At 72.2% G+C, this 13,393-nt stretch carries 12 protein-coding genes; 5 read left to right on the forward strand and 7 right to left on the reverse strand.

Annotated features, from left to right (window positions below; all coding sequences use genetic code 11):
- The first annotated feature begins 33 nt into the window (after nucleotides 1-33).
- Entirely contained in the window at nucleotides 34-1,791 is a 1,758-nt protein-coding gene (locus AC3WSN_RS03595; RefSeq protein WP_492536351.1) for a pyrroloquinoline quinone-dependent dehydrogenase, read from the forward strand.
- Between the two features lie 28 nt (nucleotides 1,792-1,819).
- Here AC3WSN_RS03595 and AC3WSN_RS03600 read toward each other — a convergent pair whose 3' ends face one another.
- From AC3WSN_RS03600 to AC3WSN_RS03615, 4 genes are all read right to left on the reverse strand, one after another.
- A complete protein-coding gene (locus AC3WSN_RS03600; RefSeq protein ID WP_492536353.1) occupies nucleotides 1,820-3,145 on the reverse strand; it encodes an O-antigen ligase family protein in 1,326 nt (441 codons plus the stop codon).
- A 127-nt stretch (nucleotides 3,146-3,272) separates the two neighbouring features.
- Entirely contained in the window at nucleotides 3,273-4,175 is a 903-nt protein-coding gene (locus AC3WSN_RS03605) for an alpha/beta hydrolase (protein ID WP_492536355.1), read from the reverse strand.
- An 86-nt stretch (nucleotides 4,176-4,261) separates the two neighbouring features.
- Nucleotides 4,262-5,185 (reverse strand): lytic transglycosylase domain-containing protein, encoded by a 924-nt coding sequence (locus AC3WSN_RS03610; protein WP_492542998.1) that lies wholly within the window; start codon nucleotides 5,183-5,185, stop codon nucleotides 4,262-4,264.
- 37 nt (nucleotides 5,186-5,222) lie between these two features.
- The gene (locus AC3WSN_RS03615) at nucleotides 5,223-6,599 is read right to left on the reverse strand and encodes a CoA transferase (protein ID WP_492536356.1); all 1,377 of its coding nucleotides are present in this window, start codon (nucleotides 6,597-6,599) and stop codon (nucleotides 5,223-5,225) included.
- A gap of 90 nt (nucleotides 6,600-6,689) precedes the next feature.
- On the opposite strand from AC3WSN_RS03615, the gene AC3WSN_RS03620 reads away from it, so the two are divergent.
- Genes AC3WSN_RS03620 through AC3WSN_RS03635 form a run of 4 tightly spaced genes read left to right on the forward strand, consistent with a single transcriptional unit; the run spans nucleotide 6,690 to nucleotide 11,053 of the window.
- Nucleotides 6,690-8,327 (forward strand): ABC transporter ATP-binding protein, encoded by a 1,638-nt coding sequence (locus AC3WSN_RS03620; RefSeq protein WP_492536358.1) that lies wholly within the window; start codon nucleotides 6,690-6,692, stop codon nucleotides 8,325-8,327.
- Nucleotides 8,328-8,329: 2 nt separating this feature from the next.
- A complete protein-coding gene (locus tag AC3WSN_RS03625) occupies nucleotides 8,330-9,550 on the forward strand; it encodes a phosphopentomutase (RefSeq protein WP_492536360.1) in 1,221 nt (406 codons plus the stop codon).
- A 12-nt stretch (nucleotides 9,551-9,562) separates the two neighbouring features.
- Nucleotides 9,563-9,754 carry a DUF1192 domain-containing protein gene (locus tag AC3WSN_RS03630; protein WP_192708718.1) on the forward strand — a complete coding sequence of 64 codons (192 nt, stop codon included), beginning with the start codon at nucleotides 9,563-9,565 and terminating at the stop codon, nucleotides 9,752-9,754.
- A 3-nt stretch (nucleotides 9,755-9,757) separates the two neighbouring features.
- Nucleotides 9,758-11,053, forward strand: a complete 1,296-nt coding sequence (locus AC3WSN_RS03635) for a leucine-rich repeat-containing protein kinase family protein (protein WP_492536362.1) — start codon at nucleotides 9,758-9,760, stop codon at nucleotides 11,051-11,053.
- A gap of 261 nt (nucleotides 11,054-11,314) precedes the next feature.
- Here the strand turns inward: AC3WSN_RS03635 and AC3WSN_RS03640 are convergent, their stop codons facing one another.
- The 3 genes from AC3WSN_RS03640 to AC3WSN_RS03650 all read right to left on the reverse strand — a co-directional run bounded on the left by AC3WSN_RS03640 (nucleotide 11,315) and on the right by AC3WSN_RS03650 (nucleotide 13,389).
- Nucleotides 11,315-11,914, reverse strand: coding sequence for a cysteine hydrolase family protein (locus AC3WSN_RS03640; protein ID WP_492536364.1), 600 nt, complete (start codon nucleotides 11,912-11,914; stop codon nucleotides 11,315-11,317).
- 111 nt (nucleotides 11,915-12,025) lie between these two features.
- The gene (locus tag AC3WSN_RS03645; protein WP_492536366.1) at nucleotides 12,026-12,886 is read right to left on the reverse strand and encodes a MotE family protein; all 861 of its coding nucleotides are present in this window, start codon (nucleotides 12,884-12,886) and stop codon (nucleotides 12,026-12,028) included.
- The gene (locus AC3WSN_RS03650) at nucleotides 12,883-13,389 is read right to left on the reverse strand and encodes a DUF6468 domain-containing protein (protein ID WP_492536368.1); all 507 of its coding nucleotides are present in this window, start codon (nucleotides 13,387-13,389) and stop codon (nucleotides 12,883-12,885) included. The genes AC3WSN_RS03645 and AC3WSN_RS03650 overlap by 4 nt, the downstream gene beginning before the upstream one ends.
- Nucleotides 13,390-13,393: the final 4 nt, after the last annotated feature.

Consider the following 13,393-nt stretch of genomic DNA (forward strand, 5'->3'; position numbering starts at 1 on the left):
GGCGCGACAGGCGCCCCACCCGGGAGCAGAGTTTTGCCGCGATCCCTCGGAACTGCCGCGCTGGCCTGCCTCGTGCAGATCGCGTCCTTCGGCGCAGCATCCGCCGCCGAGGCGCCCTGGCCCGCCTTCGGGCACGATTCCAGCAATCGCAACTTCTCCGACCTCACCCAGATCGACCGCGACACTGTCGGCCGCCTGCGCCCCGCCTGGATCTTCCAGACGGGCGTCACCGGCTACTTCCAGGCACAGCCCGTGATGGTCGATGGGACGCTCTACGTCTCCACGACGCAGAACAACGTCGCGGCGCTGGACGCGCGCACCGGCCAGCCGATCTGGACCTACACGCACAAGCCACGCACCGAGAAGATCTTCGGGCCGCCCTCGAACCGCGGACTGGCCGTTTCCGGGGGCCTCGTCTTCGAGGCGACCATGGACGGGCGGCTGATCGCCCTCGACGCGAAGACCGGGAAGATTGCCTGGGACAAGGAGGCGGTCCGGCCCGAGGAGGGCGAGAGCGAGACCGCCTCGGGCCTCGCGGCAACGCTCGGCGGCAAGCCCGTGCAGGGATCGAGCCGCCTCGGCTTCAAGATGCCGCCGCTCGTCGTCGAGGGGCTGGTGATCGTCGGCGTGACCGGCGCGGGCTACGGCCTCCACATCGAGGACGAGGCGGGCGGTCTCGACGGCGGCGCGGTGGTCGGGATCGAGGGCGGATATGGGCGGCGCGGCTGGCTCGCGGCCTACGACGCCAAGACCGGCGAGGAGCGCTGGCGCTGGTACGTCACGCCGTCGGAGGGTTGGGAGGGCGGCTTCGTCGAGAAGACCGCCGACGGGACGCCGCTCCACCGCGACATCGCCGCCGAGAAGGCAGCCGCACCGGCCAATCGCGACGCCTGGCGGGTCGGCGGCGGCTCCCTCTGGATGACGCCGGCCTACGACGCGGATCTCGGCCTGATCTTCCTCGGCATCGGCAACCCGGCGCCGCAGAATTTCGGCCTCTCGCGACCGGGCGACAATCTCTACACGATGTGCCTCGTTGCCCTCGACGTGAAGACCGGCACGCTGCGCTGGTACTACCAGCAGGTGCCGCACGACGAGTGGGGCTACGACGTCGCCGCGCCGCCGTTCCTGCTCGACATGCCGGGCGGCGCCAAGGCCGTGGCCTCGGCGAGCAAGACCGGCTGGATCTACGTCCACGACCGCGCGACGGGCCGGCTGATCGCGCGCTCAGCCCCGCTCATCGACCAGAAGAACCTGTTCTCCCCGCCGACTCCGCAGGGCACGGTGGTGGCGCCCGGTCCCCTCGGCGCCGTGTCGTGGCCGCCGACCGCCTATGACGGGCGGCGCGCCTACGTGCAGGTCCGCCACGGGGCGACGACTTACACGGTAAAGACGGTGCCGGCGGCCGCCGGGCGGCCGGAAATCCGCTACACCGAGACCGGCGAGGCCAGGGGCGAGCCGTCCTACAGCACCCTGACGGCCGTCGATCTCGGCGATGGCGGCAAGATCGCCTGGTCGGTGCGGTCGGCGAGCCGGCTGTCGGGCGGCACGCTGGCGACCGCCGGCGGTCTCGTCTTCTCCGGCGAGGAGGATGGGCATCTGGACGCGCACGATGCGCGCGATGGCCGCGTGCTCTGGCGTTTCCAGTGCGGGGCCGGCATCAGCGGGCCGGCGATGACCTACGCGCTGGACGGCAAACAGTTTCTGGCGGTCGCGGCGGGCGGCGCGTCGTTCACCAAGGCGTCAGGCTTCGGCACCGGCGACGCGCTCCTGGTCTTCGCGCTGCCCGATTAACCGCGGCCGAGCCCGTGGCGCGAACAGGTCAGTCGCGTGCGATCGGGTAGCGCGTCCGCAGGCGCAGGCCGAACACCGCCATCATGAACATGCAGCAAGTGGCGTTGTTGCCGTTGTACAGCACCGTCTCGAACGACGCCGAGACCAGCCCCAGGAACCACAGCCGCAGGAACAGCATCGTCTCCGCGTCGAGGCGGGTTCCGCCCGCTACGCGCTGAAGGTCGCGCACGGGCGCGAGCACGAATGCCACCACGGTCAGCGCGAGGAACGGCAGGCCCCCGATCAAAGCCGTGTCGAGATAGGCGTTGTGGGCGTGGTCGACGGTGTTGACCCAGGTCAGCTCCTCGGAGCCGCCATACATGGTGCGCTCGGTCATCCAGAACGCCCCGAGTCCCCAGCCGCGCCAAGGGCGGACCAGGATGTTGTCGATGGCGAACTGCCAGATCTCGCTGCGCCCCGTGAAGGTGGCGTTGGTGAGGAGCGCCCCCACCGCGTCCTGGATCGACGGCACCAGGACCGAGCCGATCGAGATCAGCGAGAATCCGACGATCGGGCCGAGCAGCAGCAGCGTCCGCATGATCCCGCCCGTGAGGATCTGGCAGAGGCCGGTGATCACGAGGATCACCGGCAGGAGCAGGATCGCGGTCTTGGAGCCGCTGGCGATCAGGAATCCTGCGGCCAGCAGCACGATGCTCCAGCCGAGGACGCGGCTCGCCACCCGCGCAACGTAGAGCCCGACGATCACCAAGATGACCATGGCGGCACCGGCCTCGTTCTTCTGCGGGAAGATCCCGCGCCAGAGCCCCGGATGGCTCGGGTCGGAATTGACGTCGAAGGCCGAGTGGATGGCGAGGTTCGGAACGAGGGCGACCGCGAGGTAGGACGACAGCACGATCACCAGCGCGCCCCCGGCCATGGTCAGGGCGAGTTGCCGCGGAGAGCGGGCCACGATCAGCACGCCCGCCGAGAGCAGGGCGGCGATGGCGAACAGGGCCAGCCGTCGTAGCGACAGGCTCGGCTCGATGGAGAGAAGAGCCGTCCCGCTCAGCCAGACGGCGCACAGCACGAGCGGGCCTGTCACCAGCGGCCGGAGATGCCGGAAACCGATCCGATGGATGGCCGCAACCATGGCGACACCGGTCGAGAGAAAGAGCGCCTGTGTGAGAAGGCTGCCTTCCTCGGAGGCCGCCAGGATCGACCGGTCGGACAGGTCGACGAGCCAGATGTGGTTCCAGAGGAGAACGAAGACCGCACCGTTCAGGAGAACGCGCAGCACGTCCGGCAAATCGCGCGCCGCGGTGCCGCGCTGCCGCTCCTGTACCCGGATCCCGGTTGCCGCGCCCGCAGAAGCCATCCCGTCCCACCGCGAAAGCCGCGCTCTGCGGCCTTGGTCATTCTAGCGGCGGACGGATCCAGTGCGATGGGCAATCAAAGCTTCGTCCCGACGATCGCGTGATAACCTTGACGCCGGGCCGCGTTGCTCAGCGCCGCATCGTGTACTGCGAGCGCCCGGCCGATTGCCGCATCAGAAAGGACGCCATCTCGGCGAGTTCGGGCGCCTTGGAGCGAAAGGTCACGGAGAGCGCCAGGAGCGTGTCCTTGTGGTCGAGCCCGGGATAGAGCCGCTCCTGGACCGGAACGTGCTCGGCGCGCAGCTTTGCGGCCAGGCTGACCGTGTGGCGGGGCTTCACCACCGTATCGGCGTCGCCGGTCGCCAGGAAGGCGGGCGGCGAGAGCGGGCCGACGAAGGTCCCGGGCTGCGTCGCGGCCTTGTCGGGCGCGTCCCCGAAAACCTTGAGGGTGGTGTCCTGGTCGAGGGGCAGGAAGTCGTAGGGTCCCGAGAGGCCCGCGACGGCCTTGATCACCTTGGGATCGACGCCGGCCGCGGTCACGTAGCGCGGGTCGAGGCCCAGCATCAGGGCGTTGTAGGCGCCCGCGGAGTGTCCGGCCAGAACGATGCGGCGCGGGTCGCCGCCGAAGGTCGTGATGTTGTCGCGCACCCAGGCCAGGGCCGCCGCACCGTCCTCCAGGAAGCCCGGGAACGGGGCGTCCGGATAGAGCCGGTAATCGGGCAGCACGGTGACGAAGCCCTGCGCGGCGAGCGCGTGCCCGACGAAGGCGTAGTCGTCCTTGGAGCCGCTCTGCCAGGAGCCGCCGTAGAAGAACACCAGCACGGGCGCGTTCTCGGCGGCCGCCGTCGGGACGTAGACGTCGAGCTGCCGCCGCGGTCCCTCACCGAAGGGCTGGTCCTTGGCCGCGAGGCGGCCACCCGGATCGCGCGGACCGATCGCGTCGAACAGGGCAAGCGGCGAGGCGGCGGTGAAGCCGAACGCGGCAAGGCCGAGGCAGAGGAGGCTGGCGAACGCGGTAAGCAGACGTGTCATATCCCATCCGGTTGTCCCGACCGGACCATACCGCATCGCGCTCAGGGCGGATTGATGACGGTCCGGCGGCGAACACCGGAAAAAAATCAGGTCCGCAGCACGATGCAGGCGCCACCGACCTTCCGGATCCGGCCGCACAGGTCGTCGGCCGCCTGCCGGCTCTGCGCCGGGATACGGATCCGGTAGAAGGCGCGGGTCCCGCGATTGCGCAGGCGCGTCCCGATGATCATCGGCCGCACCTCGCCGATCACGCCCGCATAGCTGCTCCGGGCACGGTTGAAGCTCTGGAGGGCCAGCGCCTTGGAGAAGTTGCCGGCAAGCTGGATCCCCCAGGGGGCCGCCGGGCCCTCGTTGAGCCCGAGCGCGAAGCGGTCGCCGCGGGCCGGGATCCGCAGGCTGGCGGTGACCTGCAGGCAGGTCTGGGGCGCCTCCGTCTTCGCCTCCTTCTGCTCGGGCTTCTCCGGCTTCTCGGTCTTCTCGGACGCCCCGCCTTCCGGGAACTCGATCGCCTTGGCGGGGCCGGTCCGCCACCCGTCGGCCGGAACGCCCGTGATGGCAGTCACGTAGGCGCGGGTCTCGGCAGGCAGCCCGCCGTCCCCGGCGAGCCACTTGCTGACCCGCGTCGCACCGCCGTTATAGGCGGCCGCGGCAAGCCCGAGATTGCCGAACTGCCTTTTCAGGTCGGCCAGCAGGTGGGCGGCGTGCGGGATCGCCTGCTCCGGGTCGAACGGGTCGAGGAGGCCCCGCTCGCGCGCGGTCCCGGGCATGAACTGCGCCACGCCCTGCGCGCCTGCGGGGCTCACGACGCCGACGCGAAAGCTGCTCTCACGCCAGATCAGCCGCGTCAGGAACGGCACCGGCAGGCCGCGGGCCTTGGCGGACTCGTCGATCAGCCGGCAGAGCGCCTGCTCGACGGTCTCGGTAGCCCCTTCCGACGGGGCGGACGCCGCCGGGTGCGCGAAGGCGAAGCCGAGGATGGCGAGCAGCGCGCCGAGGCGCAGGCGTGAGATGGTCACACCGGCGCTTGTAGCGACCTCCGGTTTCGGATCAATCCATCCGGTCCGCCGCCCAGGCCGGGGCGTCGTCGCCGAGCCGGCGCGCCGCCCGGTCCCAGCGCATTGGGGCGCCCGGCACGGTCGCGGGCGGCAACAGGCGCCGCGCCGGCCCCCACGCCGTCGCCTCGGCCTCCGGGGCAAGGTCATCCACCGCCTCGGTGACGGCAGGCTGATCGGGCGCTCCCGGCCCCGACGCGACCAGAAGTGCTGCCGTCCGGGCGAGCGAGAGCCGGGCTTGGCCGCCGGTCCCGTCCGAGAGCCGACGCGCCAGCAGCCGCAAGACCGCGGCCGCCATCATGTAGCCGGTCGCGTGGTCCAAAGCCTGGACGGGCAGGGGCACCGGTATTCCGGCTTTCCGCCAGTCCTGCCCGGCCTGCGCGATGCCGCAGCTCATCTGAACGAGGCTGTCGAAGCCGCGCCGTCCGGCCCAGGGGCCGGTCCAGCCATAGGCGTCGAGGCAAACCTCGACGAGGCCGGGCGCCAGTGCCCGCCGCACCTTTGCGCCGTAGCCGAGCCCGTCCAGGGCGCCGGGCCGGTAGCCGTGGACGAGCACGTCCGCCTCGGCCATCAGCGCCTCGAAGATCGCGCGGTCCGGATCCCGGCGCAGGTCTAGACGGGCGCAGGCCTTGCCCAGCGTCACCTCCGGCTCGAGGGCGGCCTCGTTCCAGTCGGGCGGGTCGATCCGCAGCACGTCCGCCCCGAAGCCCGCGAGGAAGCGCGTCGCCACCGGCCCGGCGAGCACCCGCGTCAGATCGAGCACCCGCAGGCCTGCGAGCGGCCGCTCAGGACGCGGCACCCAGCGCGATTCCGTCCGGTCGCTGGCCGGCGCGCAGGCCACGAGCGCCTCGGCCGTCACCGCGCGCCCCTGCGGATGCGCCGCCCACTCGGAAAGCCCGCGCATCTCGGCGGCGCAGCCGCCCTCGGCCAGGATCGCGGCCTCCAGCTCGGTCTTGGCCCAACCCGCCACCGCCCGGGCCATGCCGGCGCGATCCGCCTGCACCCCGAGCACCCGCTCGGCCGCGGTTCTGTGGTGCGGGGCGTTGGTGTGGAGGCGGATCCAGCCGTCCCGGGTGGCGTAGTCGCCGGCGACGGGATCCCAGGGCGCCGGCACGGTCCAGCCCTCCGGCCGCAACGAAGTCGCGAACCAGAGCCCCGCGAGCCTTCGGTCCACGCGAACCGGTCCGCGCGCACCCGCGATCTCCGCGAGCGCCAACGCCGCTGCGCCGATCGAACCGGCGGCCAGCTCGGTGACCGCGAAGGCCGAGGGCAGGGTGCCGGTGCCGGTGATATCGAGGCTGTCGAGGGCGCGGGGCGGTCCCCCGAGCGTCTCCCAGATCCGTGCGGCGAATGCCTCGGCCCCTTCCCTCATGCCGAACTCCCATGAATCCGCGTGGGCGGGCGGATCATCCTTACGGCCGCAGAGACTAGGGCCGCGGCGCACGCGCGCTATAAGGGATGCATGTCAGAGGCCGAAAACCAGCCGCTCCTCGCCGTCGAGGGCTTGTCCGTCGCCTTTCGGTCCCGCGCGGGCGAGACACGGGCGGTTGACAACATCGCCTTCACGATCCGCCGCGGCGAGACCGTCGCGCTGGTCGGCGAGTCGGGATCCGGCAAGTCGGTGACCGCGCTGGCGATCCTGCGGCTCCTCGACGGCGCGGCTCACCAGGACGGCCGGATCCTGTTCAAGGGGCGCGACCTCGCCGGCCTGCCGGAGCGCGCGATGCGCGACGTGCGCGGTGCCGACATCACCATGGTGTTCCAAGAGCCGATGACGTCGCTCAACCCGCTCCACTCGATCGAGCGGCAGATCGGCGAGGTGCTGAGCCTCCATCGCGGCCTCAGCGGCAAGGCGGCAAGGCGCCGGATCCTCGAACTCCTGGAGCTCGTGGGCCTGCGCGACGCCGAGCGCCGCATGGGCGCCTACCCGCACGAGCTCTCGGGCGGTCAGCGCCAGCGGGTGATGATCGCCATGGCGCTGGCCTGCGAGCCGGACCTTCTGGTCGCCGACGAGCCGACCACGGCGCTGGACGTCACCGTGCAGGCGCAGATCCTGGCGCTGCTGGCCGATCTGCAGAAGCGCCTCGGCATGGCGATGCTGTTCATCACCCACGATCTCGGCATCGTCGAGCGGATCGCCGACCGGGTCTGCGTCATGCTGAAGGGCAAGATCGTGGAGGCCGGTGCCACCAGGGCGGTCTTCGCGAACCCGCAGCACGAATACACGAGGCGCCTGATCGCCTCCGAGCCGAAGGGTCGGGCCAACCCGGTCCCGTCCGACGCCCCCTCGCTGGTCGAGGCCGGGCCGCTCAAGGTCTGGTTCCCGCTGAAGACCGGCCTGCTCCGGCGCGTCACCGGCCACGTCAAGGCGGTGGACGGTGTGTCCCTGCGGGTGCGGGCCGGCGAGACGGTGGGCGTCGTCGGCGAATCCGGCTCCGGCAAGACGACGCTCGGGCTTGCCCTGCTGCGCCTGACGGGCTCGGAGGGCCCGATCGTGTTCCTCGGCAAGGCGATCGACGGTTACGGCGTGGCGCAGATGCGGCCGCTGCGGAGGGACATGCAGGTGGTCTTCCAGGATCCCTACGGCTCGCTCTCGCCGCGCATGTCGGTGGCCGACATCGTTGCCGAGGGGCTGGTGGTTCAGGGCGCCGTGCGCTCCAGGGCCGAGCGCCGCGCCGTGGTGTCGAAGGCCCTCAGCGATGTCGGCCTCGACCCGGCCGCCATGGACCGCTACCCGCACGAATTCTCCGGCGGCCAGCGCCAGCGCATCGCCATCGCCCGGGCCATCGTGCTCAATCCGCGCTTCGTCGTGCTCGACGAGCCGACCTCGGCCCTCGACCGCTCGGTCCAGGCCCAGATCGTGACCCTGCTGCGCGATCTCCAGCGCGAGCGCGGCCTCGCCTACCTGTTCATCAGCCACGACCTGAAGGTGGTCCGCGCGCTGGCGAACTACGTGGTGGTGATGCAGAACGGCCGGGTGGTCGAGGAGGGCCCCGCCGAGACGATCTTCGCGAGCCCGCAGACCGCCTACACGCAGGCCCTGTTCAAGGCTGCCTTCGCCCTCGACAGCGACGCGCCCACCGAGCTGGAGCCCGCCTGACCGTGGCGCGCGCGCTCCTCATCGTCCTCGATTCCGTCGGCATCGGCGGCGCCCCGGATGCCGACACCTACGGCGACGCCGGGTCCGATACGCTCGGGCACATCGCGGACGCCTGCGCGGCGGGACGCGGCGACCGGCCCGGGCTGCGCGCCGGCCCGTTGCGGCTTCCGCATTTGGCCGCGCTCGGTCTCGGGCTCGCGGCCGCCGGGGCGTCGGGCCGGATCCCGCCCGGCCTGGCACCGGACGGCGCGCCGCGCGGCGCCTACGGCCACGCCGTGGAGACGGCCGCCGGCAAGGACACACCCTCGGGCCATTGGGAGATCGCCGGCCTGCCGTTGCCCGAGCCGTGGGGCCATTTTCCCGATACTCGGCCGGCCTTCCCCCACGCGCTGACCGAGGCGCTCGTCGCGGAGGCGCAGCTGCCGGGCATCCTGGGCGATCGCCACGCGCCGGGCGTGGCGATCATCGACGCGCTCGGGGCCGAGCACCTGCGGACCGGCAAGCCGATCTGCTACACCTCGGCCGACAGCGTGTTCCAGATCGCCGCCCACGAGGAGGCGTTCGGGCTGGAGCGGCTCTACGCGCTGTGCCGCACCGCCCGCCAGCTCTGCGATCCCTATCGGGTCTGCCGGGTCATCGCCCGGCCGTTCGTGGGCTCGGCGGAGGCGGGGTTCCGCCGGACGAGCAACCGCAAGGATTTCGCCGTGGCGCCGCCCGGCCGCACCCTGCTCGACCGGGCGGAGGCGGCGGGCCGCGCCGTCGTCAGCGTCGGCAAGATCGGCGACATCTTCGCCCACCGCGCCACGGGCCGCGAGATCAAGCCGGGTCCGAACGCCGCCTGCCTCACGGCCGGGCTCGACGCGCTCAAGGACCTGCCGGACGGCGGCCTCGTCTTCGTGAACCTCGTGGATTTCGACACGGAACACGGCCACCGCCGCGACGTGCCGGGCTACGCGGCGGAGCTGGAAGCCTTCGATGCCCGGGTCCCCGACATTCTGGCGGCGCTCGGGCCCGGCGATCTCGCGTTGATCACTGCCGACCACGGCAACGACCCGACCTGGGCGGGCACCGACCACACCCGCGAGCAGGTGCCGGTCCTGGCCTTCGGTCCCGGAATCGCCGGACGCGCGGTCGGGCGGCGGGACACTTTCGCGGATATCGGTGCCACGGTGGCGGCCCATCTCGGCCTGACCTGGGACGGCGCCGGACGACCGTTCCTCTAGGGAGTGCGCACGATGCGGGACGATGACGACCGGCCGCGCAAGGCCGTCACCCACGAGGTCGGACAGCCGCTGGACACGCTCTCGCTCTCGGACCTCGACGAGCGGGTCGCGCTCCTGCGGGCCGAGATCGCCCGGATCGAGGCGGCGCGGGCGGCCAAGCAGGCGGCGCAGGGCGCGGCCGACGCCTTCTTCAAGCGGGGCTGACGCTTGGACCGGACCGAAACGCTCGCCGCGCTTCGGCGCGGCGATCTCGGCGGCGCCCGTGAGCTGCGGCTGCCCGACGGGCTCGCCGAACTCCCCCGGGAGGTGCTGGATCTCGGCGACACGCTCGAGGTGCTGGATCTCGGCCGGGGCAGCCTCTCCGACCTGCCGGACGATCTCGGGCGCCTGCGGCGCCTGCGGGTGCTGTTCGGCTCCGGCAACCCCTTCCCCCGCCTGCCACCGGTTTTGGGCGGGTGCCCGACGCTGAGCCAGCTCGGGTTCCGGGGCTGCGGCATCCGCGAGGTTCCGCCGGACTCGCTGCCGCGCGACCTGCGCTGGCTGACCCTGACCGACAACCAGATCGAGCACCTGCCCGACACCCTCGGTGAACGGCCGCTGCTGCAGAAGCTGATGCTCGCCGGAAACCGGATCGCCGCGCTGCCCGACAGCCTGTCGGCGGCGGACCACCTCGAGCTGATCCGCCTGTCGTGCAACCGGTTCGACGCGCTTCCCGCTTGGCTGGCGCGGCTGCCGCGCCTCGCCTGGATCGCCTATGCGGGCAATCCCGCGGAGCCGGAGACGGAGCCCGCCGGGGCGACGCGCGTCCCATGGGTCGACCTGACGGTCGGCGACCTGCTCGGGGAGGGCGCCTCGGGCCAGGTTTATCGGGCCGTGTGGACGAGCCCCGCCGGCGCGCGGGACGTGGCGCTCAAGCTGTTCAAGGGCGCGATGACCAGCGACGGGCTGCCCGAGCGCGAGATGGAGGCCTGCCTCGCTGCCGGCACGCATCCGGCGCTGACCGGCGCCCTCGGCCGGATCGCGGGACATCCGAACGGCGCGCAAGGGCTGCTCCTGCGGCTCCTGCCCCAGCACTGGCGCGTGCTCGCGGGTCCGCCGAACCTCGCGAGTTGCAGCCGCGACGTCTACCCGCCGAGCTTGCGCCTCGACCCGGCGCAGGTCCTGCGCATCGCCCGCTCGGTGGCGGAGGCGGTGGCGCACCTTCATGGCCGCGGCCTGCTCCACGGCGACGTCTACGCCCACAACATCCTCTGGGATGCCGCGACCGGTGCGGCCGTGCTCACCGATTTCGGGGCGGCCTCGGCCCTGCCGCCGGGTGAGACCGGTTCGGCGCTGATGCGGGTCGAGGTGCGGGCCGTCGGCATCCTGCTGGGTGAGTTGCTCGACCACTGCACCGCCCCCCCGGAGAGCCTGCGGAGTCTGGCACGGGCCTGCACGCAGGCCGATCCAGCGCGGCGGCCGAGCCTGCCGGAGGTCATCGCCACGATCGGGCGAGCGAACTGAGTCTTGAGTAAGGGACGCGGCGGGACGTCGGGACCGACGTCTCCTGGCCGCTCCCGGCGCCTCACAGCCCGTGCGTCACCGTCATTCCGGGGCGCCGAAGGCGTGCCCGCAATCCAGAACCGCCATCCATGCAAGGTTCTGGCAGGTCCGCGTGTCTTAATGCCGAGCTCCGCTGCGCGGCCCCGAGATGACGGGGAACTCAGCCCTTCCCGCCGGGAGATCCCTGATTCTCGCGCTCGGACTTCCTTTTCAGGCGCCGCCTCAATCCGGGAGGTCGGCCTGCTTGCGCGCCACTACGGCGAACAGGTCGCCGAGCGCGGCGAGGCTCGCGGCCTGAAGCTGCGCGGCGGGCACCACGCTGCCGTCCGGCGCCGGCAGATCGCGCGTCGCCGTGGCGGCGGCCACGACGGTCGGGCGGAACCCGAGATTGAAGGCGCTGCGCGCCGTCGAGTTGACGCACATATGCGTCATGAAGCCCGCGAGCACGACGTCCTTCACGCCGGCCTTCTCCAGCCGCGCCTGAAGGTCGGTCCCCACGAACGAACTCGGATAGGCCTTGGTGATCACCGGCTCGTCGCCCTGCGGCGCCACTTCCGGGCTGATCTGGCCGATCGGGGCCGTGACGTCGTAGGGCGAGCCCGGCCCGGCATCGTGGCGGACATGGAGGATCGGGATGCCGGCCTCGCGCGCCCGCCGGAGCAGGTCCGCCGCCTCACGGATCGCGGATTCGACGCCCTCGAGGCGCATGACGCCTTCGCGATACGTCTGCTGCAGGTCGATCATGACGAGCGCCGAGCCCTTGAGCCCGGCCGGCTCGGGGCTGAGGCCTGACAGGCCGCGCAGGGTCGCGAGATCGGACATCCAGGTGCTCCCATCGTGCCGCGCGTGTGGCGCGGCCGCCATCTCGGTGGCCCTGGACCCTACGACGGATGGGCCGGAGCGCACCATAGCCAATCGATGCGCTCCGAGGGTCTAGTGCGCCGGCGGTCCCGGATCGATCGCCGGCAGCTCGTTCGCCGGCAAGCCTGAGCCGGCCAGCGCCTGCGGGCCGCCGGCGCCGCGGGCGCGGTTGGCGAGCGCCACGGTCAGGCGCTCGGCGGTCTCGGGCTGCATCACCGCCAGAACCTCGGCCATCTTGCGCGGATTCATGGCCAGCACGATCGGCACCAGGACGTCGTGGCCCAGCCGGTCGAACACCCGGGCGGCATCCTTGGGCTTCATCGCCTCGTACATCGTCACGATGTTCTTGAGCCCCTGCTTTTCGGCCTCCTCCTTCGCCTTGGCGACGGAATCGACCTTGTCCTCGGCCTTCTTGAGATCGCCGAGCCCGGTCTCGAGCTTCCGCTCGGCCTCGCCCAGCATCTTCTCGCGCAGCTCAAGCTCGTCGTTCTTCTGGCGCAGGGCATCGCGCCGAGCGCCGAGCTTCTCCAGCAGCGCGCGCTCGGTCGGCGAGACCGAGGCTGGGGCCGCAGGCTGCGGCGGGGCCGTGACCGGAGCCTTCTCGGCCGCGGCGGCCGGCTCCTCCTTGGCGCCCACCGATCCGGTGGTGACCGGGTCGGGCGGCTCGTAGCCGGTCCGGGCCCGGGCGACCGCGCGGCTGTAGTCCGGCAGCGCGGCGCTCTCCGGCAGGCCGGCCTGCAGCAGGCTGAGGAGTTTGAGCACGAGGAGCCCGCTCGCCGCGAGGGCGACGGCGTTGATGAGGCGCAGCCGCGCCGGCCGCGCCGGCTGCGCCGGCTTGGGGGGCAAGCGGCGCAGCGCCTCGCCGGCGCGGCGCAGCTTCGCCTCGGGATCCGGCTTCGGCGGCGGGACCTTCGGGGCCTTGACCCCGGTCACGCGGCGCGCGCCCGGACGCGGGCGAGGGCGCGCTCGCTCATGGCGAGTGCCGCCGCGGCGGCGGCCCCGAGGCGCTCCCCGTTCGGGCTCGACGGCTCCGGTCGGCGCAGGGGCTGAAGCTCGGGCTCGGCCACGACCTGCGGACCAAGCGCCGGCTCCGGCCGGGCCGGCACCGCGCGCATCTGCGCGACGATGGCGCCGATGCGCGTCACCACCGTCTCGCCCGCCTCAACCTGCAGCTTCAGCTCGGCGGATCGGGCGGTCGCGGCATCCAGGCTGGCATTGAGGGTGCGGTCGGCATCGTCGATGGCCGCGCGCAGACCCGCGATGGCGCGCTCGGCCGTCCCGGTCGCAACCATCAGGTCGCCGATGGTCTGGCGGAGCGCGGCCTCGTCGCCCTTCATCTGGCCGATCCGGCGCGACAGCCGCAGGGAGGTGACGATCGTCGCCGCGAGAAGGACCGCGACCAGGATGTCGGCGGCGAGGGTGACGAAGAGACTCATGCCG

The sequence above is a fragment of the Methylobacterium sp. FW102-HT35C08 genome (genome assembly GCF_058790235.1).

What these genes read in the sequence shown, in the direction of transcription:
- AC3WSN_RS03600 (WP_492536353.1), bottom strand. Translation starts at nt 3,145, where the DNA reads ATGGCTTCTGCGGGCGCGGCAACCGGGATCCGGGTACAGGAGCGGCAG.
- AC3WSN_RS03605 (WP_492536355.1), bottom strand. Translation starts at nt 4,175, where the DNA reads ATGACACGTCTGCTTACCGCGTTCGCCAGCCTCCTCTGCCTCGGCCTT.
- AC3WSN_RS03615 (WP_492536356.1), bottom strand. Translation starts at nt 6,599, where the DNA reads ATGAGGGAAGGGGCCGAGGCATTCGCCGCACGGATCTGGGAGACGCTC.
- AC3WSN_RS03620 (WP_492536358.1), top strand. Translation starts at nt 6,690, where the DNA reads ATGTCAGAGGCCGAAAACCAGCCGCTCCTCGCCGTCGAGGGCTTGTCC.
- AC3WSN_RS03630 (WP_192708718.1), top strand. Translation starts at nt 9,563, where the DNA reads ATGCGGGACGATGACGACCGGCCGCGCAAGGCCGTCACCCACGAGGTC.
- AC3WSN_RS03640 (WP_492536364.1), bottom strand. Translation starts at nt 11,914, where the DNA reads ATGTCCGATCTCGCGACCCTGCGCGGCCTGTCAGGCCTCAGCCCCGAG.
- AC3WSN_RS03650 (WP_492536368.1), bottom strand. Translation starts at nt 13,389, where the DNA reads ATGAGTCTCTTCGTCACCCTCGCCGCCGACATCCTGGTCGCGGTCCTT.